21 protein-coding genes and 2 tRNA genes are annotated in these 26483 nt (G+C 73.1%); 14 read left to right on the top strand and 9 right to left on the bottom strand.

Going from position 1 to position 26483, the window contains the following annotated elements:
• Nucleotides 1–19 precede the first annotated feature (19 nt).
• The gene (locus E6R60_RS29110; RefSeq protein ID WP_136329672.1) at nt 20–4507 is read right to left on the bottom strand and encodes a PAS domain-containing protein; all 4488 of its coding nucleotides are present in this window, start codon (nt 4505–4507) and stop codon (nt 20–22) included.
• 211 nt (nt 4508–4718) lie between these two features.
• The gene (locus tag E6R60_RS29115; protein WP_136329673.1) at nt 4719–5180 is read right to left on the bottom strand and encodes an SSI family serine proteinase inhibitor; all 462 of its coding nucleotides are present in this window, start codon (nt 5178–5180) and stop codon (nt 4719–4721) included.
• Between the two features lie 225 nt (nt 5181–5405).
• On the opposite strand from E6R60_RS29115, the gene E6R60_RS29120 reads away from it, so the two are divergent.
• From E6R60_RS29120 to E6R60_RS29140, 5 genes are all read left to right on the top strand, one after another.
• Nucleotides 5406–5496 (top strand) — tRNA-Ser (locus tag E6R60_RS29120).
• Nucleotides 5497–5704: 208 nt separating this feature from the next.
• Nucleotides 5705–5777: transfer RNA gene (locus tag E6R60_RS29125), tRNA-Arg, on the top strand.
• A 294-nt stretch (nt 5778–6071) separates the two neighbouring features.
• Nucleotides 6072–6620, top strand: coding sequence for a DUF3995 domain-containing protein (locus E6R60_RS29130; protein WP_136329674.1), 549 nt, complete (start codon nt 6072–6074; stop codon nt 6618–6620).
• 495 nt (nt 6621–7115) lie between these two features.
• The gene (locus tag E6R60_RS29135) at nt 7116–7436 is read left to right on the top strand and encodes a hypothetical protein (RefSeq protein WP_136329675.1); all 321 of its coding nucleotides are present in this window, start codon (nt 7116–7118) and stop codon (nt 7434–7436) included.
• Nucleotides 7437–7793: 357 nt separating this feature from the next.
• Nucleotides 7794–8864, top strand: a complete 1071-nt coding sequence (locus tag E6R60_RS29140) for a cell wall protein (RefSeq protein WP_136329676.1) — start codon at nt 7794–7796, stop codon at nt 8862–8864.
• Between the two features lie 30 nt (nt 8865–8894).
• On the opposite strand, the gene E6R60_RS29145 is transcribed toward E6R60_RS29140, so the two are convergent.
• A complete protein-coding gene (locus E6R60_RS29145; RefSeq protein WP_136329677.1) occupies nt 8895–9269 on the bottom strand; it encodes a helix-turn-helix domain-containing protein in 375 nt (124 codons plus the stop codon).
• Nucleotides 9270–9356: 87 nt separating this feature from the next.
• Here E6R60_RS29145 and E6R60_RS29150 point away from each other — a divergent pair, with 87 nt between their 5' ends.
• Nucleotides 9357–9767 carry a RidA family protein gene (locus E6R60_RS29150; RefSeq protein WP_136329678.1) on the top strand — a complete coding sequence of 137 codons (411 nt, stop codon included), beginning with the start codon at nt 9357–9359 and terminating at the stop codon, nt 9765–9767.
• Nucleotides 9768–9882: 115 nt separating this feature from the next.
• Here the strand turns inward: E6R60_RS29150 and E6R60_RS29155 are convergent, their stop codons facing one another.
• From E6R60_RS29155 to E6R60_RS29165, 3 genes are all read right to left on the bottom strand, one after another.
• On the bottom strand, nt 9883–11109 hold the full coding sequence (locus E6R60_RS29155) for an FAD-dependent oxidoreductase (RefSeq protein ID WP_136329679.1): 1227 nt from the start codon (nt 11107–11109) through the stop codon (nt 9883–9885).
• Between the two features lie 94 nt (nt 11110–11203).
• Nucleotides 11204–12148 (bottom strand): RNA polymerase sigma-70 factor, encoded by a 945-nt coding sequence (locus E6R60_RS29160; RefSeq protein ID WP_136329680.1) that lies wholly within the window; start codon nt 12146–12148, stop codon nt 11204–11206.
• 102 nt (nt 12149–12250) lie between these two features.
• Complete coding sequence (locus tag E6R60_RS29165) at nt 12251–13648, bottom strand: FAD-binding oxidoreductase (protein WP_206309546.1); 1398 nt, start codon at nt 13646–13648, stop codon at nt 12251–12253.
• 135 nt (nt 13649–13783) lie between these two features.
• Here E6R60_RS29165 and E6R60_RS29170 point away from each other — a divergent pair, with 135 nt between their 5' ends.
• From E6R60_RS29170 to E6R60_RS29195, 6 genes are all read left to right on the top strand, one after another.
• Nucleotides 13784–14674: a DUF2797 domain-containing protein gene (locus E6R60_RS29170; RefSeq protein ID WP_136329718.1), complete on the top strand. Its 891-nt coding sequence runs from the start codon at nt 13784–13786 to the stop codon at nt 14672–14674.
• Nucleotides 14675–14712: 38 nt separating this feature from the next.
• The gene (locus E6R60_RS29175) at nt 14713–15588 is read left to right on the top strand and encodes an amidohydrolase family protein (RefSeq protein WP_136329681.1); all 876 of its coding nucleotides are present in this window, start codon (nt 14713–14715) and stop codon (nt 15586–15588) included.
• 102 nt (nt 15589–15690) lie between these two features.
• Complete coding sequence (locus E6R60_RS29180; RefSeq protein ID WP_136329682.1) at nt 15691–16431, top strand: response regulator transcription factor; 741 nt, start codon at nt 15691–15693, stop codon at nt 16429–16431.
• A gap of 34 nt (nt 16432–16465) precedes the next feature.
• Nucleotides 16466–18037, top strand: coding sequence for a HAMP domain-containing sensor histidine kinase (locus E6R60_RS29185; RefSeq protein WP_240802715.1), 1572 nt, complete (start codon nt 16466–16468; stop codon nt 18035–18037).
• 26 nt (nt 18038–18063) lie between these two features.
• On the top strand, nt 18064–19419 hold the full coding sequence (locus E6R60_RS29190; protein WP_240802716.1) for a bifunctional glycosyltransferase family 2/GtrA family protein: 1356 nt from the start codon (nt 18064–18066) through the stop codon (nt 19417–19419).
• Nucleotides 19416–21545 carry a glycosyltransferase family 39 protein gene (locus E6R60_RS29195; protein WP_136329683.1) on the top strand — a complete coding sequence of 710 codons (2130 nt, stop codon included), beginning with the start codon at nt 19416–19418 and terminating at the stop codon, nt 21543–21545. The genes E6R60_RS29190 and E6R60_RS29195 overlap by 4 nt, the downstream gene beginning before the upstream one ends.
• 103 nt (nt 21546–21648) lie before the next feature.
• Here the strand turns inward: E6R60_RS29195 and E6R60_RS29200 are convergent, their stop codons facing one another.
• Nucleotides 21649–22512: an endonuclease/exonuclease/phosphatase family protein gene (locus E6R60_RS29200; protein ID WP_136329684.1), complete on the bottom strand. Its 864-nt coding sequence runs from the start codon at nt 22510–22512 to the stop codon at nt 21649–21651.
• A gap of 142 nt (nt 22513–22654) precedes the next feature.
• On the opposite strand from E6R60_RS29200, the gene E6R60_RS29205 reads away from it, so the two are divergent.
• Together E6R60_RS29205 and E6R60_RS29210 are read left to right on the top strand one after the other, a co-directional pair.
• Nucleotides 22655–24178 carry an MFS transporter gene (locus E6R60_RS29205; RefSeq protein WP_136329685.1) on the top strand — a complete coding sequence of 508 codons (1524 nt, stop codon included), beginning with the start codon at nt 22655–22657 and terminating at the stop codon, nt 24176–24178.
• A 91-nt stretch (nt 24179–24269) separates the two neighbouring features.
• Nucleotides 24270–25073 (top strand): TetR/AcrR family transcriptional regulator, encoded by an 804-nt coding sequence (locus tag E6R60_RS29210; RefSeq protein WP_136329686.1) that lies wholly within the window; start codon nt 24270–24272, stop codon nt 25071–25073.
• Here the strand turns inward: E6R60_RS29210 and E6R60_RS29215 are convergent.
• The gene (locus E6R60_RS29215) at nt 25067–25999 is read right to left on the bottom strand and encodes an NAD(P)-dependent oxidoreductase (protein ID WP_136329687.1); all 933 of its coding nucleotides are present in this window, start codon (nt 25997–25999) and stop codon (nt 25067–25069) included. The genes E6R60_RS29210 and E6R60_RS29215 overlap by 7 nt on opposite strands.
• A gap of 4 nt (nt 26000–26003) precedes the next feature.
• Nucleotides 26004–26474 (bottom strand): PPOX class F420-dependent oxidoreductase, encoded by a 471-nt coding sequence (locus E6R60_RS29220; RefSeq protein WP_136329688.1) that lies wholly within the window; start codon nt 26472–26474, stop codon nt 26004–26006.
• Between the last annotated feature and the right edge of the window lie 9 nt (nt 26475–26483).

The raw sequence follows: 26483 nt of genomic DNA on the forward strand, positions 1-26483 counted from the left end.
CATGCGCGCCGGCCTGCGGTCAGTTCGTGCCGATCTTCGCGAGCAGGTCGACGATGCGGGACTGCACCTCGTCGCTCGTCGAGCGTTCGGCCAGGAAGAGGACCGTCTCGCCGGAACTGAGCATCGGCAGCTCCGAGCGGTTCATGTCGGCCGAGGTGTAGACGACCAGAGGGGTGCGGTTGAGCTGGCCGTTGGCCCGCAGCCAGTCGACGATCCCGGCGCGGCGACGGCGTACCTGCATCAGGTCCATCACGACCAGGTTCGGCCGCATCCGGGTCGCGAGGGCGACCGCCTCACTGTCCGTCGCGGCGCAGGCGACCTGCATGCCGCGCCGTTCCAGCGTCTGCGTCAGCGCGAACGCGATCTCCTCGTGCTCCTCGATGAGCAGGACGCGGGGCGGATGCTGTTCGCTGTCGCGCGGGGCGAGGGCCTTCAGGAGTACGGCCGGGTCGGCGCCGTACGCCGCCTCCCGGGAGGCCTGCCCCAGACCGGCGGTCACCAGGACCGGCACCTCGGCCGCCACCGCCGCCTGGCGCAGCGACTGCAGGGCCTTGCGGGTGATGGGGCCGGTCAGCGGGTCCACGAAGAGCGCGGCGGGGAACGCCGCGATCTGCGCGTCGACCTCCTCGCGGGAGTGCACGATCACCGGCCGGTAGCCGCGGTCGCTGAGCGCCTGCTGGGTGGAGACGTCGGGGGCCGGCCAGACGAGGAGCCGGCGCGGGTTGTCCAGGGGCTCCGGGGGCAGTTCGTCGTCGACGGGCTGCGGGGACGGACGGTTGTCGACCTCGACGGCGCCACCGGGCCCGTCCAGCGGCTCGGGTCCCTCGGCGGCGCCCTCGTCGGGCGCCCCTATGGCGTACGCGCGCCCTTCGGCCGCCGGCGGGGCGATCAGCTGCCCCGAACCCTGGCCCTGAACCGGGCCGATCGTGCCGGCCGGGCCGCCGGCCGTGCCACCGGGGCCGGTCTGCGCGGCGGGCGGCTGAGACGCGGTGGGGGCCGGGGCGGCGGTGGTCGGCGGGGTGGCCGCCGACGGAACGGCGCGGTCGGCGGGGTCGGCCTCGGGCGGGGCGGCGAGCTTACGGCGCCGCCCGGCACCGCCACCGCCACCGAGCGTCTGGTTCTGCTGGTGCGCGAGGTGCTGGGCGAACGGCACGCCCTGGCCCAGCGTCCGCACGCTGAACGCACGCCCCTGCGTCGAGTCCGAACCTCCGGGCATGGGCGCCTCGGCGGGCAGCGGCTGCCGCCGCGCGTCCGGACCGGGCGAGAGCCTCCGCGGCCGGCTTCCGTCGTGCGCGTGCGGGTCCGCGGGGCCCGCCGGGCCGTCGGCGTCCTCGGGAGCGGCGCCGCGGGCGTTGCCGGCCGCGGCCGTGCCCGTGGTGTGCGTGGTCAGACCGGACGCGGGCAGGCCGGGGCCGGGCAGGCCGGACGCGGGCAGGCCGGACGCGGGCAGGCCGGGGCCGGCCTCGGGCCCTTCCTGAGCGGCGGGGCCCTGAGCGGCGGGGCCCTGAGCGGCGGGGCCCTGGGCGGCGGGGCCCTGACCGGACGCGTCGTCCGTCCCCCAGCCTCCCGGCTGCGCGGGAGGCGACGGCTGGTCGGAGGGCACGGCGGGTCCCTGCTGCGGAGGCTGAGGCGCGTCGGCGTGCCGGGCCCGGCGTCGTCCGGTCGGGACCGGGTGCGCCTGCGGCGGGGTGTGGTCGAGGTCCGGCGCGCCGGACACCGCGTCATGGCGCCCGGCCGGCGAGGCGTCCGCCTCACCGGCGGGGGGCGGCACCCGGTCGGCGTCCGCCGGCGGAAGCGCGAAGGGGACGCGCGGACCGGCCTCGGCCTGGGCGGCCCGGTCCTGGGCCGCCGACAGGGCGCGTCGGGCGCGCCGACCGCTCGGCTGCTGCGCCGGCGCGGGTCCCTGCGCCTCTTCGGGGGGTACGAGCCCAGGGGCCGCTTGCCCCGGGGCCGCGTCACCAGGCGCCGGCTCCCCGTGCGTCCGGGCGGCGTCGTCGTGGCCGGGGAAGGCTGCGGGGCCGGCGGGCGCCACGGCGGTTCCCACGTTCCTGACGTTCCCGGCGGCCGGAAGCGCCAGCTGGTTGTCGCCGCCCCGGTGCGCCCGGCGTCCGCCCGCCGGCACGGGCATCGGCGCCTCGGCCGGAACACCCTGCGGCGGGACGGTCTGCCCGCGCTGCGGCCGGCCACCGGCACCCTGAGCCCCCTCGGCGGCGGTCACGACCGACCCTTCCGAGGGCGCGGGCCCCGCGGGCAGCGCGAGAGCCTGCCCCGGCGCCTGCGTACGGGCGCCCGCCGACTCACCGCTCTCCGCCGGGCTGGGCCGGCCACGCCTGCGGCCCGAGCCGCCACTCTGCGGGCCGGGAACGAGTTCGTGCGGGCCCGCCACCTCGGCCGCGGGCGCTGCGAAGGGCGCGGGCACAGCGCCGGGCGCTTCGCCGGACTCCGGCGCGGGAACAGCCCCCGCCTCCCGGCGCGCACGCCGGCGGCCGGTCGGCTCGGCCGCTCCGCCACCGGCAACCCCAGCTCCGGCAACCCCAGCACCGGCAACCCCAGCACCGGCGACCCCGGACTCCGCGCCGGCGAGCTCCGTACCCGTACCGTCGGACCCGCCCACCGGCGTGCCCAGGAACGCATCCGTGGAGCCCCTGCGCGCCCGGCGCCCCCGCCTGCCGCCCTCGGTGAGCGCGACATCGCCGGAAGCCCCGGAACCACCCGGGCCCTGAGGCGTTGACGGGACCACGGCCACGTCGGCGGCCGCGCCCGCATCAGGGGCCACGCCTGCATCGGCGACGCCGACCTCGCCGGCCATCGGCGGCAGGGACGGCTCCACAGGGACCACGGTCCCCGCACCCGCGCCGAGCGGGACCTCGAGCACGTACGCGCTGCCGCTCATCCCGGGCATCTCGTGGGTCTGGAGCACACCGCCGTGGGCCCGCACGATGCCGCGCACGATCGGCTCGTGCACCGGGTCTCCCCCGGCGAACGGCCCGCGCACCTCGATCCGTACGACATCACCGCGCTGAGCCGCCGCCACGACGACCGTCGAGTCGACGTAACCGCCGCCCGGCACCAGCCGGGCCTTGCCGGTCGAGTCGACCCCGGCGACGTCCGCGACCAGGTGCGCGAGCGCGGTCACCATCCGCCCCGCGTCGACCTCGGCCTCGATCGGCGGCGCGTGCACGGCGAACTGGGCACGGCCCGGACCGATCAGCTCGACGGCGGCGTCGATGCCGGCGGTCACCACACCGTCGAGCAGCACGTTCGTCTTGAGGAGCGCCTCGGAGCCGCCGTCCAGTCGCTGGTAGCTCAGCACGTTGTCGACGAGCGTCGTCATGCGCGCGTAGCCCGCGGCCAGGTGGTGCAGGATCTGGTTGGCCTCGGGCCACAGCTGGCCCCCGGGGTCGGCGGCGAGCGCGGACAGCTCACCGCGCAGCTCCTGGAGCGGCCCGCGCAGGGACTCGCCGAGCACGGCGGTCAGCTGGGTGTGCCGGGCGGACAGGTCCTCCAGCCGCTCGGCCTGCTCCTCCAGCTCGGAGGCGTACCGCTCGGTGCGGTCCGCGAGCTCGGCCGCGTGCCGGTCCGTCAGTGCGGTGATCTCGGCGGCGTGCCGCTCGGTCAGCTCGGTGATCGCGGCGGTGTGGCCCGCGGTCAGCTCGGCGACCACGGTCCTGCGCTGCTCGTCGAGCTCCTCGTAGGGCCGGCGGTCGGTGAAGGTCATGACCGCGCCGACGAGCTGGTCGCCGTCGCGCACGGGCGCGGTGGTCAGGTCGACGGGCACCTGCGCACCGCTCTTGGACCACAGCACCTGTCCGCGCACCCGGTGCTTGCGCCCCGACTTGAGGGTGTCGGCGAGAGGCGACTCCTCGTACGGGAAGGGCTCGCCCTCGGCCCGCGAGTGCAGGATCAGCGGATGCAGCTCCTGACCGCCCAGGTCACTGGCGCGGAAGCCCAGGATCTGCGCGGCGGCCGGGTTCACCAGGACGACCCGGCCGTCCGTGTCGGTGCCGACGACGCCCTCGGAGGCGGCCCGCAGGATCATCTCGGTCTGCCGCTGGGACCGGGCCAGCTCGGCCTCGGTGTCGACGGTGCCCGACAGGTCGCGCACGACGAGCATCAGCAGCTCGTCACCCGTATAGCTGCCGCTGTAGGAGTTCTGGGCGTCGGTGTACGCCGCCTGCCCGTCCTCCAGGCTGGCGCTCGTCACCTCTACGGGGTACTCGTTGCCGTCGGTCCGGCGCGCGGTCATGCGCGTGGGCTTGGTCCGGCCCCGCTCGTCCGCAGCCTCCGGCCTCCGCATCGACCCCGGGATCAGCTTGGAGTCGAACTCCGGCAGCAGATCGAGCAGTCCGCGACCGACGAGCGCGGTGCCCGGCGTCTCGAACATTTCGAGGGCGATGGTGTTGGCGTTGACGACCGTACCGTTGCAGTTGACGAGCAGAAGCCCGTCCGGAAGGGCGTCGAGTATGGCTGCGAGGCGAGCAGCGCCTCGAGATGGCCTGCTGCTCACGACGACGCTTCCTCCCTGATTACTGCACCTTGCCGACAGCGGGCCCCATCTTGCCCCTCGGGCCTCAGGCTGTCACTGAGGAGTCTAAAGGCTGGGGAGGGGCGAGGGACGGCGGATGAGGGGGAGCTCTCACCAAGGTTCTGTACATACGGTGTACGACTCCGACCCGTCACGGGCTCCGCCGGCCGCCCCGGAACGGTGCAGTCGCAGCTCACCGCACGTTCGGGAGCACCGGCCGCAGGCTGTTCCAGCGCGCGATCTCGCACCCGTTGCTCCGCTCGAACGTGGAGTCGACGCTTCGCCCTTGCCAGGTACCGGTGATCCGGGCGGTGGCTCCCCCGCCGAACTGCTGCGTGCACATCGCGCTCCGGGACACCGGCGTGAACGGGTCCGCGCTCTCACCCGGCAGCTGCGCCAGCCGGTCGCAGGCCTGCTGCGCGACCGGGTGAGTGCCGCCCGCCGGGTCGCACTCCAGCTCGTACCTGCCGTCGGCCTCCGGGTTCCCCGACCCGGAGACGATCACGGTGAGCCGCGTGCCCGCGTCGTCGTTCTGCAGTACCGGCAGCGGCAGCAGAGGCAGCGGAAGGGGACCGGCCGCGGCCGTGGCCCCGGGTGCGGCGGCGGCCAGCGCGGCCAGTGACACGACGGCGGTGAGGGCAAGACGACGCATCATTGCGGGCTCCAGTGGTCGTGCGTGTCGCCGGCCCGAAGCCGGCGACGGACGGAATCGAGGGGCGGGTGCCCCGCATGACTAACGCTCCGCACGCCACGGCGTTGCGCAACCGGAGGCGCTTTGCCCTCGCGGCCGACTGCCTAGTACCGTAGCTATCGATTGGTGACGCAACGCTCGACTGTGTCATCATCTGCACGCACCACCCGCGCTCGCGTGGGGTGTGCTGGAGGCGTCGCCTAGTCCGGTCTATGGCGCCGCACTGCTAATGCGGTTTGGGTCTTAAAGCCCATCGAGGGTTCAAATCCCTCCGCCTCCGCTTGATCACCGAAGCCCCGTGCCACTGGCACGGGGCTTCGGTCGTTCCCGGGCGGGGACGCCCCGCGACCGGGCTGTGCGGGGGCGGCTCGAACCGGTGTTCTCGCAGCTCAGCGTCGGTGCGGCTAATGGATTTCGCGTCACGGCGCAGGTCATGTAATGTTGTTCTCGCAACGCCGACGGGGCAGAAAAAAGCCCGGGACGCACAAGCACTCGTAGCTTAACGGATAGAGCATCTGACTACGGATCAGAAGGTTGCAGGTTCGAATCCTGCCGAGTGCACAGCAGGCCAGAGGCCCTCAGGAGAAATCCTGGGGGCCTTTCGCGTTGCCCGTGCGGCAGTGCGGGCGGCGACTTGGCAGCCGACGGGGACGCGGCCCAGGTCCCGGCCTCGGGCCTCGGGCGGGGGCGCGAGGTGCTGGGTGTGTTCCGGTATCCCGGCAGCTTGAGCCGGCCGCGCTGGTCCGGGCTCGGGCCACCGATCCCGCTCGACGTCGGCGTCTCTCCCCCGTGCGGCGGACGTGCTCCTCCGAGGGGCCGACTCCTCGTCAGGCTCCGGCCCCTAGCGTCGAAGGCATGCGATCCAAACGCGGGAAAGCGCTCCTTCGCTGGGCATACGCTGCCGTCGCCTGGTTGGTGGTGAGCTTCGTATGGCACGTGCAGATGGGTGTCATGTACGAGGACTCGACGGGTCCCGACAGCGTCGCTCCGGTGTGGCTCTTCCTCGCCTACGACGCCCTCATCGTCCTCTTGTCGGCCGTGGGCGTGGTGTGTGTGCTGGCCACGGTCGGACCATGGGGCAGACGTGTGCCGTCCCGGCTGGTGCGCGTGCCCTTGTGGATCGGCTGCGCGGTACTGACGGTGCGGGGCGTGCCCGGCCTCGTCGAGAACGTCACCACGGTCACGGGACTCACCCCGCACGGCCTGCTGGGGTTGGACAAGGAGGCCGTCGACACCAGGTCATGGGACTTCTGGAAGGGCATGGTGATCAACGGCTACTTCTTCCTCGGCGCGGTGCTCCTCGTTCCGGTCACCGTGCTGTCCCGCCGGGGGCGAGGCCGGGCGAAGGCCACGCGAGGGATGGCAGTGCGCCGCGTGCACGATGACCGTGCCGCCCGCCCCTGACGCGCCGTGGACCGTCACGCGTTCCTCGGCGCCGGGGGCGATCGGCGTGCCGCAGCGGTCGCACGTCACCGGGCACGCCTGCTCCTTCGGGCAGCCGTGACAGCTGCGGGGGAACCAGCGGACCACCGAACCGTGCGCCTCGGTCAGTTGCGGGCCGAGGTCGCGGACAGCCCCGGTGTGCAGGGTCGTACCGCAGAAGACGCAGTGCACACCTCGGAGCTGCTGGGCGGACAGCGTCCCGACCGGAGGCAGCGCGCCGAGCCGCCTGTCGGGTGGAGGGGGCGGGGTGGAAGGATGGCGCATGGTCGGTCTCCTGGTGATCTCAGGTTCTGACTGGCCCCGGCCGAGCGGAGGTGCGAACTCCGGGCCGGGGCCGTTCTGTTGCTACGGGACCGTTGGCCGGCCTCGCGAGAACGAAGTTAAACCCCGGGGTTGAATGACGTCAAGCCCGGGGTTTACAGTCGTGCTGGCCGCGCCGCAGGAGGGAGCGCGGGGATGGCGAATGACCCTGAGCAGATCCAGGAGGTGAAACGCCTGGTGGAAGCCATCGCGGCATTCAGGGACATCGAGGACGACGAGGCGTGCGCCTTGGCCGTGTCGCGGGCTTTGGAGGAGTGGCCCGGCTACCAGACGAAGCTCCGACAGCTGCGCCAGCAGCGTGTCAAGGCCCTGAAGGAGCAAGGCAGGACCTGGAAGGACATCGGGCAGCTCCTCGGAGGCATCTCTGCGGCCCGTGCCCAGCAGATCGGCAAGGGCCAGAGCGGGGCGCAACGCCGTCGGGCCGACCGGGAAGCGCAAGGGCCCGCTGCCGGATGAGAACGGCCGAGCGGTGTAGAGACCGCCCGGCCGTAGTGACCAGCGGGTCATCACCCCGCCGATCCGAAATCCACCCATGTGAAGAGAAGGATTCGCGTTCGATCCTAGGCCCGGTACTCGCGTGGTGACCACTCCCGCGCCCTGAGCCGCCCGAAACGGCTCCGCTTCCCGCGACCTCCGCGGCCCCACGGGCCGCCCCTCACCCCACGGACTGTGATGCGCCACCCCAACGGCGCGGCTTCGTGCTGCGCTCCACCGTCATGCCCGGATCCGGCATGGGCCCCCGTTTCCCGCCCCCTCCAGGAACTCGACTCGACCGCCTCCCGGCGGGCTCGGCCGCGGGCATGGCTGCGGGCGGTGGTGTGGCTCGTCGAGGCCGGACTGCACCGGCGGGCGGGGGCGACGACGTTGGCCGTCGCGCGGGATCTGGCCGGGCGGATGGATTTCCGGCTCGGGTTCGTGCTGTACGACCTGGAAGGCACCGCCGTCCGGTGCGGGGTGTCGGTGGCGACGGTGAAGCGCCACGTCCGGGTGTTACGGGAACTGGGCGCCCTGGTGTGGCAGCGCCACGGGACGAAGCGGAACCTCCACCTGCCCGGCCGCCCGTACGCGGGTACGGCGACGGTCTACGCCGCCACCATTCCGGCGGCGTACGACTCGGCGATGGGCCACCGGCTGGAGGGCTCGGGCTATCGGGCGCGCGTGTGCGGGGTGACGGACGCGGGCCGGAGCGTTGCGGTCGAAGCCGTGCGGGCGTGTCGGCCTGTGGATAACTCGCCTGTGGAAAGCCGCAGTTCAGGCGGGCGTGCGCCCCATTCTTCCAGGCCGCGCCACGACGTACGCAAGCCTGATACGAGGGGGAAGTCGAACTACACCTCGCGCGGGCGCGCGACATCCGGCCGGGCGGCGCGGCGGTCTCCGCTCCAGGTCGCCCGCGACATCGCCGTCGCCCGGCAGGTGCGACCGCTCGTCGGCTGGACCCAGCACGAAGGGCTGCGCCGCCTCGCGTACGCGCTGCGTCCGCTCATCGACCGGGGCCTCGACGCCCGCGACATCGCAGCGGAGCTCCACGGCCTGGCTGCGGGATGGCGGCCCGCCCGCCCGGCGGCATGGATCACCGCGGCTCTGGGACGCGATCGGGAGGAGCCGGTGGGCCAGGGGCGTACGGACCCGCCCGAGGCGTTCCGTCGCGCCGTGGCCGATGCGCGGGAGCCCTGGGCCGTGGTGGAGGCCGAGGGTCCGACGTACGGCATCGAAGGGCTGACCCGTGGCGAGGTCGTCCAGTTGCGTTCGGCCGCCGCGACGGACCCCGGGCTGGTGCTCGCCGCCCTGGAGAACCTCGGTGAGCGCGACACCCGCCGGCTGTACACGAACCGGCTCGTGGACGAGGTGCAGCTGTACGAGTTCAGCGGTGCGCGGCGACGGTGAGTCCTGGGCGGCCACCGGCTCGGGAGGGCGTCAACGGGCGGGGATCTCTTCCCTCGTGTCAAAGCTTTCCCGGGCGCGGGCGATGGCGGGCATGTTCTGCGAGGCCCAGGCCAGCAGCACGTCGACGGGGTGCCGCAGGGTTTTGCCGAGCGGGGTGATCCGGTAGCGGACCGCCACGGGGCGGGTGGAGACGACCTCGCGTTCGATCACGCCATTGCGCTCGAGTCGCCGGAGCGTCGCAGTCAGCGACTTCTGGGTGACCTGGGGGATGGCCCGGCGCAGTTCGTTGAAGCGGCACGGGCGTTCGCAGAGCTCGTTGAGGACGCTGAGCGACCACTTGTCGAGGATCTGGTCGAGCAGTTCGCGGTGCGGGGCGTCGATGCGGAACTCGTCGGCGGTATCCATGGCGAAACCTGGTCTCGTTGAAGTGTCCTTTGGCTACTAAGTAGCTTACGGATACCTACCAGGACGTCTGCTTCGGAGGAGAGAGCCTTGACCGTTCAGCACTTCACCCCGGACGGGATGCTGCAGCCGGTTCCGTACCACCACGTCGCCGTGGGCACGGGAACGAGGCACGTCCACGTCAGCGGCCAGATCGCACGCGAGGCCGATGGGACCCCCGTCGCGCCCGGCGACCTGGCCGGGCAGGTCGCCCAGGCCCTGCGCAACACCTCCGTCGGCCTCACGGGCGCAGGTGCGTCGTTCGCGGATGTGCTGCGGCTGACGTTCTATGTGACCGGGTGGAGCCCGGAGAAGTCCGGCGATTTCATGGCAGGGATCGAGTCCGTCGCCGAGGAGATCGGACTCCGTCTTCCCCTGCCCCCGGCGTCCCTCATCGGCGTCGAGTACCTCTTCGAGCCGGACGTTCTCGTGGAGGTCGAAGCGACCGCGCTTCTCGGGTGAGATCGGGGTTTCCTGCGGCGGTCGGGGATCCCGATCGGGACGCGGGGGGAGGCGCCCGCGCGGGGGAGAGCGGCCCCGCCCGTCCGCCCGGGCGGGCCCTCTCCCCCGACACGCATCAACCGCGCTCGGCAGCCTGGGCGGTCGCCGGGGTCCCGGTGACGGGCGCGGGCCGGGGGCCGGTCCGCACGACCGGCCGGCGCCTGGCCGGAGCGCCGAGGGTGGGGTGGGCGACACCCCAGGCCGCGCCCTTGCAGATGACTTCCTTGTAGACGGCGGCGAGCCGGCCGGTCAGGGCCGCGCTCCTGGCGCGGTCGTCGGCGGTGACGTACTGGATCAGGCCTTCCTTGCGGCCCAGGGAGATGCACTGGTTGAAGTACCGGATCGGGGTCTTCGGCACCTTCGTGCCGGTGAGGCGGGCCGCGATGGCGTCGGCGGCCTGCCAGGCGGTGGGGACGCCGGAGGCGCACGACATCCGCAGGGGCTTGTCGCCGGGGCCTGCGACCAGGGCGGCGTCGCCGATGGCGTACACGTCCGGGTGCGAGAGCGAGCGCATGGTCGCGTCGACGACGATCCGGCCGGTGCCGGAGACCTCCAGGGTGGTGGCCCCGGCGATCGGGTGGACCGCGAAGCCGGTCGTCCAGACGGTGGCCGCCGAGGGGAGCGACGCGCCGTCGGCGGTGGTGACGCGGTCGGGCGCCACCTCGGTCACGGCGCTGTGCTCGTGGACGGTGATGCCGAGCCCGTCGAAGACCTTCCGCACGTGCGTGCGGCCCTTGGGCGAGAGCCAGTCGCCGAGTTCGCCGCGGGCGGCGAGGTGGACGTCGAGGTCCGGGCGGGCCTCCGCGATCTCGGTCGCGGCCTCCAGGCCGGTGAGGCCGCCGCCGACGACGACCACGGGCTGCCCGGCCGCGAGGGCTGCCAGGCGCTCGCGCAGCCGGAGTGCGCCGGAGCGGTCCGCGATCTCGTGGGCGTGCTCGTCGGCGCCGGGGACGCCCTGGGTGCTCCAGCCGCTGCCGAGGGCGTAGACGAGGGTGTCGTAAGCCAGTTCCTCCGTGCTCTCCGCGTCGGCCACGGTGACGGTCCTGCGGTCGGCGTCGATGCCGGTGACCTTCGCGTACTTCAGGGAGACTCCGGTGCCCGCGAACATCTCGCTGAAGGGCCGGGGCCTGAGTTCCTGACCGACCGCCAGCTGATGCATCCGGACACGCTCGACGAAGTCGGGTTCGGCGTTGACGAGGGTGAGGGCGACGTCTTCGCGACGCAGCCGCTTGGCGAGGCGGCCGGCGGCGATGGCACCCGAGTATCCGGCTCCGAGGACGATGATGCGGTGCTGCTGCTGCATTTCCCTGCTCCTGTCTCGCGCGGTTTCCGCCCCTTGAACCGGGCAGCCCGCGGATTCCTGACAGGTGGAGGATGTGAGCCGCGTCACGGCGGGGTCAGAAGGCGGTGAACAGGGGTTCCCCGTGCTCGGAGGCCGCCCAGCGCCTGGTCGCGCGTGCGAGCTTGTCGGGGTTGACCTGGTTGCGGAACGCGGCGATGCCCTCGGGGGTGATCTCCGGGCACATGACGCCGATGACCCGTCCGTCGAGGACCGCGACGACGGCGGGGAGGCCGTTGGCGGTCGTGACGTGGACGTCGGGGGAGCCGCCCGCGATGTCGCGCTTGGCCTTGCTGGGCTTGAACAGGCCGCGCATGAACTTCGCGACCGCGAGCGCGCCCTCGAACGCCTTGGCGCGGGCCGGGATCTTGCCGCCGCCGTCGCCGACCGCGACGGCGTCCTCGGTGAGCAGCCGTACGAGCGGCTCGGTCCTGCCGCTGGTGGCGGCGGCGAGGAACTCCTCCACGATCCGGCGGGCGGTCGCCTCGTCGATCTCCGTCCGGGTCCTGCCGTCCGCGATGTGTGTCTTGGCCCGGTGGAAGACCTGCTGGGTGGCGGCCTCGGTGAGGTCGAGGATCTCGGCGATCTCGCGGTGCGGATAACCGAAGGCCTCCCGCAGCACGTACACCGCGCGCTCGTTGGGCGAGAGGCGTTCCATGAGGGTGAGGACGGCGTACGAGACCGAGTCGCGCTGCTCGACGGTCTCGGCCGGGCCGAGCATCGGGTCTCCGGCGAGCAGCGGCTCGGGCAGCCACTGGCCCACGTACGTCTCGCGCCGGGCCCGGGCCGAAGTGAGCTGGTTGAGGCACAGGTTGGTGAGGACCTTCGTCAGCCAGGCGTCGGGGACCTCGATCCGGTCCACATCGGCGGCCTGCCAGCGCAGGAACGTGTCCTGCACCGCGTCCTCGGCCTCGCTCGCGGAGCCGAGGAGGCGGTAAGCGATGGCCTCCAGGCGCGGCCTTGCGGCCTCGAACCGTTCCACATCCTGCGCGGTCAGGGGCATGGCCCGGATCCTAACGCGCACGGGGTGCGCCGGCCTCGGGACCCGCGCTCTCCGGCCTCGGGAGCCCGCACCTCCCCGGCGGCCCCCGCGCCCCCGGGCGTGTCACGCGGCGGTCGGCCGGATGTTCTGGTTGGCGCGGAAGAAGTTGTCCGGGTCGTAGGTGTGCTTGACCGCGGCCAGACGGTCGTAGGTCGTGCGGTACGTGGACCGGACGCGGTCCGGGGCCTCGGCCTCGCCGAGGAAGTTGACGTACGCGCCGCCCATGGAGTGGGGGTGCAGCTCGGTCCAGTAGTCGACGCACCACTGACGGATCAGGTCGGCGTTGGCGGGGTCGGGGTCGATGCCCGCGATGACACCGGACCACGTGGCGTCCCGGTAGGCCCAGGGTGTGGCGTCGGGGGCGACGCGGTGGGCCGCTCCGTCCACCGGGTACAGGTGCATCGTCGACAGGCCGGTGGGGAGCTCGCGGCCGTACTTCGCGTGCACCTCGATCGCCGCGTCGGAGATGGCGTCGAAGAAGTCGCCGCGCCAGTACCACTGGAGTCCCTTCGGGATCAGGCCGTCGAACATGGTCTGGAGGGCGGGGTACGGCATGGGGCTGGTGAAGTGGAAGGCCGGGGGCGCCGGGTCGTTGACCGCCGAGAGCGTCTCCTCCAGGTGGCCGGACGCAGGGTCGCCCGTGTAGCACCAGACGACGCCGCACATCTTCTGCCCGTGGATCTCCTCCGGGAACGGAGGCGCGGGCGGGACGGCCAGGAGGGCGAAGAAGCCGTACAGGTCGTCCGGTGCGGCGGGCAGGAAGTCGCGGTACCAGCGCAGCACCTCGGCCGTGCGGTCCACCGGCCAGACGGTCACCGCGACGCCGACCGTGTTCACCGGGTGCAGCCGGTACGTGAACGAGGTGACCACGCCGAAGTTGCCGCCGCCGCCGCGCAGCGCCCAGAACAGGTCGGGGTGCTCGGTCTCGGACGCGGTGACGAAGGTGCCGTCGGCGAGGACGACGTCCGCGGCGGTCAGGCTGTCGATCGTGAGTCCGTAGGCGCGGGTCAGATAGCCGTGCCCGCCGCCCAGGGTGAGGCCGCCCACGCCCGTGGTGGACATGATTCCGGCCGGCACGCCGAGGCCGAAGGTGTGGGTCGCGTGGTCCAGGTCGCCCAGCTGGGCGCCGCCGCCGACCTGCGCCGTCCCGGCGCCGGGATCGACGCGCACCGAGCGCATCGGGGAGAGGTCGAGGGTCAGGCCGTCCTCGATCAGGCACAGGCCGGGCCCGCTGTGTCCGCCGCCGCGCACGGCCAGGTCGAGGCCCTGGTCCTGGGCGAACGCGAGGGTGGCCCGTACGTCCGCGGCGTCCACGCATCCGGCGAGGGCGGCGGGGCGGCGGTCGATCATGGCGTTGTAGAGGCTGCGGCTCTCGTCGTAGTCCTCGTCCCCCGGCGTGAGGACCGGCCCCCGCAAGGTCGTGCGCAGGCTGTCGAGTGCAGTGCCGTCGATGCTGGTCATGGTCGAACACCTCTGAGACCCTGGGATCGAATCCACCACCTTCCAGTGTGACCCGGATCACATGGGTGGGCCATGTGTGGGAGCATGGCGGGTTCGTCCGTCCGTATCCACGTCCAGGAGTCCGGGAGTACGCCCATGGGATGGCAGTGCGCCGGCCTCCGCTGGCCCGACGAGCGGGGCGGGCCCGTGCTCGGCTGGCACAAGGGCCCGCGGACGCGGGGGAGCGCTCTGGCGTACGGGGCCGAGCTCGGATTCCGGGCCTCGGGGGCGCGGACCTGCGTCGGGGCGCGGGGGAACGCCTGCCCGGTGGCGGCCCCGGTTCCGGAGCGGAGCACGGGCGCGCGGTGCGCGGAGTGCGGGCGGCTGGACCGGGCGCATTCGGTGGCGGCCGACACGATTCCGGACGACCCCCGGACGTACCGCGTGTATCTCGCCTGGTTCGGGGCCGGGATGGTGAAGGTCGGGATCACCGCCGAGGAGCGGGGCGCGGCCCGGCTGCGGGAGCAGGGCGCGGTGGTGTTCAGCTGGCTGGGGCGGGGGCCCTTGATGGCCGCGCGACGGGCCGAGGAGGTGCTGCGGGCGGCCCTCGGGGTGCCGGACCGGATTCCGTACGCGCGCAAGCGGGCGGTACGGCTGGACCTTCCGGACCCGGCCGAGCGGGCCGCCGAGGTGGCGGAGCTGTACGGGCGGGCGGTGGCCCTCGAAGGGCGCGGCTGGCCCGAGGCGCTGGAGCGACTGCCGTGCGAGGCGGTCGACCACGCGGGGATCTTCGGCCTCTCCGCGATGGACCCGCCGGGCGGCCCGGTGCGGGCGGTGACCGGGCTCCTGGACGGGGGTGCGGTCGCCGGGCGGCTGGTCGCGGCGGCCGGGCCGGATCTGCATCTGGACGCGGGCGCGGACGGGATCGTCGTCGTGGACACCCGGCTGATGACCGGCTGGTCGCTGGAGGCGGCGGACGAGGGGGCCGGGGTGAGCGTGCCGACCGTCATCGTGGGGGGCGAGGCCGTGCAGAGCGGGCTGTTCTGACATCGTCGGGGTGTCATCGGACGAGGGGAGCGCGCCGGATGAGTGACGAACGCGATGACGTGGTGCGGTTCCGGGAGCAGCTCGGGCTTCCCGGGCTCATCGACGTGCACACGCATTTCATGCCGGAGCAGGTGCTGCGCAAGGTCTGGGCGTACTTCGACGCGGTCGGGCCGCTGACCGGGATGGAGTGGCCGATCACCTACCGGCAGGACGAGGACGAACGGCTCGCGCTGCTGCGTTCGTTCGGTGTGCTCCGGTTCACCTCGATGCTCTACCCGCACAAGGCGGGCATGGCCGCCTGGCTCAACGAGTGGGCCGTCGGGTTCGCCGGCCGGGCGCCCGACTGTCTGCACACCGCGACCTTCTTCCCGGAGGAGGGCGTGGAGAAGTACGTGGCGCAGGCCCTCGGGGCGGGGGCACGGGTCTTCAAGTCACACCTCCAGGTCGGGGCGTACGACCCGAACGATCCGCTGCTGGAACCGGTGTGGGGGCTGCTCGCCGAGGCCGGCGTCCCCGTCGTGATGCACTGCGGGTCCGGGCCGGCGCCCGGCAGGCACACCGGGCCGGAACCGGTCGGCAGGCTGCTGGCCCGCCACCCCCGCCTGCGGCTGATCGTGGCGCACATGGGGATGCCGGAGTACGCGGAGTTCCTGGCGCTCGCCGAGACGTACCGGGAGGTGCGGCTCGACACGACGATGGCGTTCACCGACTTCAGCGAGGGCTTCAGCCCCTTCCCGGCGGCCGCACGCGGGCGGCTCGCCGCGCTCGGGGACCGGATTCTGCTGGGCACCGACTTCCCGAACATTCCGTATCCGTACGCCCACCAGTTGCACGCCCTGGAGCGGCTGGAGCTCGGGGACGACTGGCTGCGCGCGGTCTGCCACGACAACGCGAAGGCGCTGTTCGACTGCTGAGGCCGCGGGTCCGGCGCGCGCGTGCCGGAGTCTGCTGCCTTTCTCAGGGAATTCACAGACTCGGGAAAGAACTCTCTCAGGGGCGTCTCAGAGGCTGTGCCCATGACGACGACGACCTCGCCCCAGGGGCGTACCGAACTGCTCAGGCCGGACCGGACCCCCGTCCGGGTCCTGGTCGTGGACGACGAGGCCCCGCTGGCCGAACTCCTCTCCATGGCACTTCGCTACGAGGGCTGGGAGGTCCGCAGCGCGGGGGACGGGGCCGGCGCCCTGCGCACGGCCCGGGAGTTCCGGCCGGACGCCGTGATCCTCGACGTGATGCTGCCCGACACGGACGGGCTCGCCGTGCTCGGCCGGCTGCGCCGGGAGCTCTCCGAGGTGCCCGTGCTCTTCCTGACCGCCCGGGACTCCGTGGAGGACCGGATCGCCGGACTCACGGCGGGCGGCGACGACTACGTCACCAAGCCGTTCTCCCTGGAGGAGGTCGTCGCCCGGCTGCGGGGACTGATCCGGCGGTCCGGCACGGCCGCGGTACGCAGCGAGTCGACGCTCGTCGTCGGCGACCTGATGCTGGACGAGGACAGCCACGAGGTGAGCCGGGGCGGCGCGAACATCCACCTCACCGCGACCGAGTTCGAGCTGCTGCGCTTCCTGATGCGCAATCCGCGCCGGGTGCTGAGCAAGGCGCAGATCCTGGACCGGGTGTGGAACTACGACTTCGGGGGCCAGGCCAACGTTGTCGAGCTCTACATCTCCTACCTGCGCAAGAAGATCGATGCCGGCCGGACGCCGATGATCCACACCCGGCGAGGGGCCGGGTATCTGATCAAGCCCGGTGAGTAGGCGCGTGCACCACCGGTGCGCGGGGAGCGGCCGCGTGGCACGGCTGCGGAGGGGACCGTGGACGCTGCGGACCCGGCTCGTCGTCTCCGCGGTGTCGCTGATCGCGGTCGTCGCGGCCGTGATCGGCACGGTCACCGCCATCGCCTTCCACACCTACATGTACGGGAAGCTGGACGGCCAGCTCCGCGACATCGCCGTCCGGGCCGAGCGGATGCCGGGTGCGCCCCTTCCCGGCGGGCCCAAGGACAGGGAACCGCTCGGCTTCATCGGGATGGGCGGCCAGCCGCTCAAGACGTTCGGCGCGCTCTACGACCACGGCGACGTCACCGATTCGGTGCTCGTGAAGGACGGCGGGCCCGACGCGAGGGAGAACACCGCGCCCCTGACCGCCGCGCAGCAGGCCGCCCTGGAGGCGGCCCACGTCCCCGCGGACCGCGAGGCGCACGACGTCGAGCTGCCCGGCCTGGGGGGCTACCGGGTCCGGGTCACCGCCCCCGCGAGCGACGGTACGACGGTCCTGGTCGGCATCCCCACCACCGAGGTGAGCCGGGCCCTCACCACGCTCGTCCTCGTCGAGGTCTGCGTCACCGGGGCCGGGCTGATCGCCGCCGGGATCGCGGGCGCCGCCATGGTCGGCGTCGCCCTGCGGCCGCTGCGCCGGGTCGTCGCCACGGCCACGCGCGTCTCCGAACTCCCGCTCCACAGCGGTGAGGTGGCGCTCCTCGAGCGCGTCCCGGACGCCGAGGCGGATCCGCGCACCGAGGTCGGCCAGGTGGGCGCGGCCCTCAACCGCATGCTGGGGCACGTCGGTTCGGCCCTGGACGCGCGGCAGAAGAGCGAGATGCGGGTACGCCAGTTCGTCGCCGACGCCAGCCACGAGCTCCGCACCCCGCTCGCCTCGATCCGCGGGTACGCCGAACTCACCCGGCGCGGCAGGGAGAACACCGGTCCCGACACCCGGCACGCACTCGGGCGGATCGAGTCCGAGGCGCAGCGCATGACGGGCATGGTGGAGGATCTGCTGCTGCTCGCCCGGCTGGACGCGGGCCGGCCGCTCAGTTACGAGAGCACGGATCTCCTCCCGCTCGTCGTCGACGCGGTGAGCGACGCCCGTGTCACGGGGCGCGCCGCCGCCGGGGACGGATCCGGTCCCGCTCATCACTGGCGGCTGGAGCTTCCAAAGACGCCCGCGACCGTACGCGCCGACCCGACCAGGATCCAGCAGGTCCTGGTCAACCTGCTCGCCAACGCCCGTACGCACACCCCGCCCGGGACCACGGTCACGGCCAGGGTGCTCGCGGAGGCCGGGAACCCCTGGGTGACCCTGGAGGTCCGGGACGACGGACCGGGCATCTCCCCGGAGCTGCTGCCGCACGTCTTCGAGCGGTTCGCGCGCGGGGACGCCTCGCGCTCCCGGCACGCCGGGTCGACGGGGCTCGGGCTCGCCATCGTGCGGGCCGTCGTCACCGCGCACGGCGGGACCGCCGAGGTGCGTTCGGCGCCGGGTGACACGGTGTTCGCCGTCCACCTGCCCGCGGACGGCGTCCCCCGGGTGGCGGCCGGTCCGTACTCACAGCCGGACCACAGGCTCACCACACGGGCGTGACAGCGCGGTTGGCGAGTGTCGGTCCCATGCGAACCGACACCCCCTGGAGCACCTTGCCGGCCCGGGACCACCTCCTGGCCGGCGCGGACGACGCGGCAGGCGCCCCCGTACTCGATGTGGTGGTCCCCGTCTACAACGAGGAGAAGGACCTGGAGCCGTGCGTGCTGCGGCTGCACGAGCATCTGACGCGCACCTTCCCCTACGCCTTCCGGATCACCGTCGCGGACAACGCGAGCACCGACCGGACGCCCGAGGTGGCGCAGCGGCTCGCCCGCTCGCTGCCCCGGGTGCGCGCCCACCGGCTGGAGGAGAAGGGACGCGGGAGGGCGCTGCGCACCGTTTGGTCGCACTCCGACGCCCCGGTCCTCGCCTACATGGACGTGGACCTGTCCACCGACCTCAACGCGCTGCTCCCGCTGGTCGCGCCGCTGATCTCCGGTCATTCGGACCTGGCCATCGGCTCGCGACTGGCGCGCAGTTCGCGGGTGGTGCGGGGGACGAAGCGGGAGTTCATCTCGCGGGCCTACAACATCATCCTGCGTTCGTCGCTGGCCGCCCGGTTCAGCGACGCCCAGTGCGGATTCAAGGCGATCCGGCGGGAGGTCGCGCAGCGGCTGCTGCCGATGGTCGAGGACACCGGCTGGTTCTTCGACACCGAGATGCTGGTGCTCGCCGAGCGGGCCGGGCTGCGCATCCACGAGGTGCCGGTCGACTGGGTCGACGACCCCGACACGACGGTCCACCTCGTGCGGACCGCCACCGAGGACCTGAAGGGCGTGTGGCGGGTGGGGCGCGCCCTGGCCGTCGGGGCGCTGCCGCTGGACCGTCTCGCGCGGCCCTTCGGCGACGACCCGCGCGACCGCGGGATCGGCGGGGTGCCGCGCGGGCTGGCCCGGCAGCTGGTCGGCTTCTGCGTCGTGGGAGCCCTCTCGACGCTCTGCTACCTCATCCTGTACTCCCTCTTCCGGCAGGGCGCCGGCCCGCAGAGCGCCAACGGCGGCGCGCTGCTGGTGTCGGCCGTCGCCAACACGGCAGCCAACCGGAGGCTCACCTTCGGGGTGCGCGGCCGGGGCGGGGCCGTACGCCACCAGGCGCAGGGCCTCGTCGTCTTCGCCATCGGCCTCGCGCTGACCAGCGGTTCGCTCGCCGCCCTCGGCGCGGCGTCGGGGTCGCCGTCGCACGGCACCGAACTCGCCGTGCTGATCGCGGCCAACCTCGCGGCGACGGTGCTGCGGTTCCTGCTCTTCCGCGCCTGGGTCTTCCCGGACCGCGACCGGGGCGGTGACGCGCCCCACCGGGCGGACGGCCCGGCACCCCGCCCCGCCGCTGCGGCAAACAGCCCGGCCGACGACACCCACCACGAACCGAGGAACGTCCGATGACCACGCTCGACCACCTCCCGGCCCCGCCCCAGAGCGCGGCGGGCCACGCACGCACCGGCCCCTCCCTGGCGCACCGCGTGTGGCGCGGCAGGCCCGAGGACCCCCGCTGGGTGCGCCCGGTCTTCCTCGCCACGCTGCTGGTCATCACCCTGGCGTACCTGTGGAACCTCAGCGCCTCCGGCTACGCCAACTCCTTCTACTCCGCCGCCGTGCAGGCCGGCAGCCGGAGCTGGAAGGCGTTCTTCTTCGGCTCGCTGGACTCCGCCAACGCCATCACCGTCGACAAACCCCCGGCCACGCTCTGGCCGATGGCGCTGTCCGTGCGGATCTTCGGCCTGAGCTCCTGGGCGATCCTCGCCCCGCAGGTCCTGATGGGGGCGGCGACGGCCGGGGTGCTCTACGCCTCCGTACGCCGCCGGTTCAGCGCGGCCGCCGGGCTGATCACCATGGCGGTGTTCGCGCTCACGCCCGTCGCCGCGCTGATGTTCCGCTTCAACAACCCGGACGCGCTGCTCGCGCTGCTGATGACCGTCACCGTCTGCTGCGTGCTGCGCGCGATGGAGAACGGCCGCACGAAGTGGCTGGTCTGGGCGGGTGTCGCGGTCGGTCTGGCGTTCCTGTCGAAGACCTTGCAGGCGTTCCTGATCCTGCCGCCGCTCGCGGTGCTGTACGCGGTGTGCGCACCGGTCCCCGTCCGCAGGAGGTTCGGCCAGCTGGGCCTCTCGGCGCTCGCGATGGCCGTGGCCGGCGGCTGGTGGGTGGCGATCGTCGAACTGTGGCCCGCCTCCTCGCGTCCGTACATCGGCGGCTCGCAGAACAACTCGTTCCTGGAGCTGACCTTCGGCTACAACGGGCTCGGCCGCATCAACGGCGAGGAGACCGGCAGCGTCGGCGGTGGTGGTGGCGGTGGCGGCGGTGGTGGTCAGTGGGGCGCGACCGGCATCGGCCGGATGTTCAACTCCGAGATCGGCGGCCAGATCTCCTGGCTGCTGCCCGCCGCGCTGATCCTGCTGGCCGCGGGCGTCTGGCTGACCTGGAGGACGAAGAGGACGGACACGGCCCGGGCGGCCTTCCTGGCCTGGGGCGGCTCGCTGCTGATGACCGCGGCCGTGTTCAGCTTCATGGCCGGCATCTTCCACCAGTACTACACGGTGGCCCTGGCCCCCTACGTCGCGGCGCTGACCGGCATGGGCGCCACGGTGCTCTGGGAGGAGCGGGCCCGCTGGTGGGCGGGTGCCGCGCTCGCGGTCACGGTGGGCGCGACGGCTTACTGGTCGTACGTGCTGCTGGGGCGGACCCCGGACTACCGGCCGTGGCTGCGGCCGACGGTGCTCGTCGCCGGGATCGCCGCCGCGCTCGGTCTGCTGCTCGTGTCCCGGCTGGGGCGCCGACTGGCGCTCGCCGCCGTCGGTCTGGGCTTTGCCGCGTCGCTGGCGGGGCCGGTTTCGTACACCGTGAGCACGCTGAACACCGGGCACCAGGGGTCGATCGTCACGGCGGGGCCGTCCTCCGGAGGAATGGGCGGACCCGGCGGCCGAGGCCCCGGTGGCGGGGGCGGTGTGCGGCCTCCCGGGCAGGGCAACCGGCAGGGTGCCCAGCCGGCCGGCGGCATGGGGCAGCCGCCGACCGGGACCCCGCCCGGCCAGGTGGGAGGCGGGGGACAGACGCAGGGCGGCGGAGCCGGCACCACGCGGACGGGGCAGCAGCCCGGCGCCATGCCCGGCACGGGCGAGCGCACCGGCGGAGGCGGCGGCATGGGCGGACTGCTCAACGGCGCGTCGGTCGGCGCCGGGGCGAAGAAGCTCCTGGAGACGGACGCCGACGACTACACCTGGGCCGCGGCGGCCATCGGCTCGCAGAACGCCGCCAGTTACCAACTCGCCACCGGTGAGCCGGTGATGGCGATCGGCGGCTTCAACGGAAGCGACCCGTCCCCGACGCTCTCCCAGTTCAGGAAGTACGTCGAGGACGGCCGGATCCACTACTTCGTCTCCGGCGGCCAGGGCGGCGGCATGGGCGGCAGCGGAAGCTCGTCGCAGATCTCCTTGTGGGTGGAGGAGAACTTCAAGGAGGTCACGGCCGGCAGCGCCACCTTCTACGACCTGACCCGGCCGAAGACCGGCTGACCACGGAAGAACGGCCGCGGACCGGGTCACGGCTGCCGACCGGGCACCCGCTGACGCACGGGGAGCGGCTGACGTACGAGGAGCGGCCGACAGCCGCCGGGGCTCAGCGCCTCAGCAGCAGGTCCGCGACGACAGGGCGGTGGTCCGAGGCGAGTGTCCCGGCCACCGCCGCGTCGCGTACCCGCACGGTGTTCTTCGAGACCGCCACGTAGTCGATCCGCTTCACCGGGTTCAGCGCCGGGTAGGTCGGACCGCCCGGCTCGGCGTCGTCGAGGGTCTCCCACAGCGGGGCCAGCTCCGGCGCGGCGGGCGCCGCGTTGAAGTCGCCGAGCAGGATCTGGTGCACGGGCCGCCGCTCCGACTCCTGGTCCTGCGCCATGATCCGGCGGGTGTCGGCCACCTGGGCGGTCCGGACCGACGGGTCACCTCGGTAGTCGAGGTGCGTCGCGTACACGTGCACCGGAACTCCCTTCACCCGGAGCACCACTTCGCCGAAGCCGGGCGCGGGAGCCGGGACCGGGTTCGGGTCCTGGGTGGAGAGCCGGGTGATGTCGTGGTTCTCCGCGCTCACGATCCGGTACCGGGAGAGCACCGCCACGCCGAACTCGCGTCGCGGGGCGCCCGGGGCCGCCGGGTCGAGGCTGTAGATCGGTGCGAACGACACCTGCATGCCCAGCCGCTGAGCCAGTTCGGCCGCCAGATCGCGGCCCTGGCTGCGGTCGCCCCAGTGGACGTCGACCTCCTGGAGCCCGATCACATCCGCGTCCAGCGAGCGGAGCTCGGCCGCCTGCCGGTCGAGATCGAAGACGTTGTCCATGCCGGCCCCCGCATGGATGTTGTACGTGACGACACGCAGCGGGACCGACTGCCCCCGACCGTGCCCCGCGGCCGCCGCGGGAGGCGCGAGGGCCGCCCCCAACAGGCCGGTGACCAGCAGGACTTCCACCGTACGACGACGCAGTGACATACCACTCCAGTCCTTGTCGGATCAGCGACCGGAAACCTACCGCGCAAAAGCCGGTTGTAGGCGTACCCGGCACAGCTATACGGTGTACAGCGCTTGCCCTGTACACCGTATAAGACCCTGTCCGAACCGTCTGGGAGTCCGTATGACAGCAACCTCGGCCGAGCCGAACCACCTCTCGGCGCCGAGCCATCCGCAACGCTGGCTGATCCTCGGCGTCATCTGCCTCGCCCAGCTCACCGTGCTGCTCGACAACACCGTCCTCAACGTCGCGATCCCCTCCCTCACCCGGGAACTGGACGCCTCCACCGCCGACGTGCAGTGGATGATCAACGCCTACTCGCTCGTCCAGTCGGGACTGCTGCTGACCGCCGGCAGCTCGGCCGACCGCTACGGGCGCAAGAAGATGCTGATCGCCGGGCTCGCCCTGTTCGGGATCGGCTCGCTGGTCGCCGGGCTCGCCCAGTCGTCCGCGCAACTGATCGCCGCCCGCGCCGGCATGGGCATCGGCGGAGCGCTGCTGATGACCACGACCCTGGCCGTCGTCGTCCAGATCTTCGACGCCACCGAGCGGGTGAAGGCCATCGGCATCTGGTCGACCGTCAGCTCGCTCGGCTTCGCCGTCGGCCCGCTGATCGGCGGGGTCATGCTGGACCACTTCTGGTGGGGCGCGATCTTCCTGATCAACATCCCCGTGGCGGTGATCGGCCTGGTCGCCGTCGCGCGGCTGGTCCCCGAGTCGAAGAACCCGAGCGGCGAGCGCCCCGACCTGCTCGGCGCGCTGCTCTCCACCGTCGGGATGGCCGCGGTCGTGTACGCGATCATCTCCGGACCGGGACACGGCTGGACGTCGGGCCGGGTGCTGCTCACCGCCTTCGTCGGCGTGGCCGTCCTCACCGGCTTCGTGCTGTGGGAGCTGCACATCCCCTACCCGATGCTGGACATGCACTTCTTCCGCAACCAGCGGTTCATCGGCGCCGTCGCGGGCGCGATCCTCGTCGCGTTCGGGATGGGCGGCTCGCTCTTCCTGCTCACCCAGCAGCTCCAGTTCGTGCTCGGTTACGGCCCGCTGGAGGCCGGCCTGCGCACGGCACCGCTGGCGCTGAGCGTCGTCGCGCTCAACCTCACCGGGCTGGGTGCCCGGCTGGTGCCCAGGCTCGGCACGCCCGTCACCATCGCCTGCGGGATGGGGCTGCTCGCCGCGGGACTGGCCGCGGTCGCGCTGCTGGGCGGGGACGGCTACGGCGGGACACTCCTCGGCCTCGTCGTGATGGGCGCGGGCATCGCGCTCGCCATGCCCGCCATGGCCAACGCGATCATGAGCGCCATCCCGCCCGAGAAGGCCGGCGTCGGCGCCGGCGTCAACGGCACCCTCGCCGAATGCGGCAACGGCCTCGGTGTCGCGGTCCTCGGCGCGGTCCTGAACTCCCGGTTCGCGGCGCTCGTCCCGTCGGCCGTCGGCGCCGCCTCGCTGCCCGCCGCCCTGGCCGCCGCGAGCGGGGAGGACGAGCGGCAGCGGATCACGGACGCCTTCTCCTCGGGCCTGGAGACCAGCATGCTGGCCGGGGCCGTGGCCGTCCTGGCCGGCGGTCTGCTGGCCGCGGTGCTGCTGCGCCGGGCCGAGCGGGGAGAATCGGACCGGGCTCAACCGGCCGCGGCGGCGGCATAGCATCAGGCGGGGCCTACCGGACTGTTCTGCTCCGCTTGTGGGCAGGCGGTACGCATCCGGTGGGCCCGCCGGCGAGACGAGGGAGTGCGCCATGGTGTCCGCGGCCGACCGCGCGAAGGACCCTGCCCGGACCAGCGTGTGGCTGAACCACCGGCCACCGTCGCGCGCCCGGAAATCGGACCAGCCCGCAGGTCTCGACCGCGACAGGATCACCGCGGCGACGGTCCGGCTGCTGGACGCCGAGGGCCTCGCCAAGTTCTCCATGCGCCGGCTCGCCGCCGAACTGAAGGTCACGGCGATGTCCCTGTACTGGTACGTCGACACCAAGGACGACCTGCTGGAACTGGCCCTCGACGCGGTCTTCAGCGAGATCGACCCGCCCTCGGACGAGGGCCCGTGGGAGACCCGGCTGCGGGCGCTGGCGACCGCCTACCGGCAGCTGCTCGTCCGGCACCTCTGGGTCTCGCCGCTCATCGGCAAGTTCCTCAACATGGGTCCGCACGCGATGCTCATGGCGTACGCGCTCCAGGACGTGATCCGTGCGACCGGCCTCCCCCTGGGACGGCAGACCGGCGCGCTCTCGGCGGTCTTCCAGTTCGTCTACGGATTCAGCACCGTCGAGGGCCAGTTCGCCCAGCGCAGCGCCGAGGCGGGGCTCAGCCAGGACGAGTACTTCCAGCAGGCGATGTCGGCCATCCAGGGACAGCCGCAGTTCGGCCCGATCGTGGAGAACTCGCAGGAACTCATCGCGGCCCGCGGCGCCGACACCGTCCAGGAGATGCAGGACCGCGACTTCGCGTTCGCGCTCGACCTGCTGATCGCGGGGATCGACGCGATGCGCGAGCGGGAGCGGTCACCGGAGGCGGACGAGGACCGTACCCGCCCCCGTCAGTAGCCGCGCTCCGTGTCCACGGCGAGCGCCGGAAGGCGTCCCGCCGACAGTTCCGCCAGGCAGGCGGTGAAGTCCGTGACGACGTCCTCGTCCGCCGTGATGCCGGCGGAGTGCGAGGTGATCACCGTACGGGGAAGCCGCCAGCAGGGGTCCCCGGGCGCGGCGGGCTCCTCGGGCAGCACGTCGAGCACCGCCCGCCCCACCGATCCCGCGTGCAGCGCCGCCTCCAGCGCCGCCAGGTCCACGGTCGCCCCCCGGCCCACGTTGACGAAGGTGGCCCCGCCCATGGACGCGAACCGGTCCGCCCCGAAGTAACCGGCCGTCGCGTCCGTCAGGGGCAGCGCGGCGATCACCCAGCGGGCGGACACCGGTTCGTCCGCCACGGCGACCGCGTCGAAGCCCGGCGGCGCCTCGCGCGGGGTGCGGACCACGCCCACCGTCCGGATGCCGCAGGCCCGCAGCAGCCCGGCGACGGCCGAGCCGATCCGTCCGGTGCCGTGCACCACCGCCGTCTGCCCGGCCGCGAGCTCCGAAGGGATGCGGCGCCAAGCGCCACGGGCGTGCTGCGCGGCGAACTCCGGGACCGACTGGCACTCGGCCAGCACCCAGGCCAGCACGTACTGCGCGATCCGCTCGCCCATCCGGCCCACCGTCCGGGTCAGCAGCGCGTCGGCGGGCCACGGTCCGGCGCCCAGCAGAGCGTCGGTACCGGCGTTCACGCTGTGGAACCACACCAGGCCGTCCCCACGCAGCGCGTCGGGCAGTGCGGCCCCCACGTACACATAGGGACCGCCGTCGGCGGAGCCGTCGCGCTCCACGGGCCGCCCGGCCGCCCGCCCCAGGGCCTCGGCCGCTTCGGGGCCGACCTCGGGGCCGGCCAGCAGGCGGGTGTGCGCGAGCAGTCCGGGCGGCGGCGCGGAGACAGCCACCCGGTCAGCCGTCCGAGGCCAGGTGCGCCGGGAAGCCGCCCGTGGCGATCGGCCCCCACCGCTCGGGGGTGATCCGGATGATCGACTTGCCCTGCTTCACCATCGCCGCCCGGTACTCGTCCCAGTCGGGGTGTTCCCCCGAGATGTTCCGGAAGTACTCCACGAGCGGCTCGACCGAATCCGGGGAGTCGATCACCTCGGCCGAGCCGTCGATCTGCACCCAGGGCCCGTTCCACTCGTCGGACAGGACGATCACGCTCACCCGCTCGTCCCGCTTCGCGTTGCGGGTCTTGGCCCGCTCCGGGTACGTCGAGACGACGATCCGGCCCGCGTCGTCGACGCCGCAGGTGAGCGGGGAGCCCTGGGGGCGGCCGTCGGACCGGGTGGTCAGCAGGATCGCCCGGTGCCGGGGCCGTACGAACACCAGCAGGTCGTCGAGTCCCACGGCGGTGTTGGTCGCGATGTTCGATGCCATGGACCCGAC

This window comes from Streptomyces sp. A0642 (genome assembly GCF_004795105.1).
Taxonomy (GTDB): Bacteria; Actinomycetota; Actinomycetes; order Streptomycetales; family Streptomycetaceae; genus Streptomyces.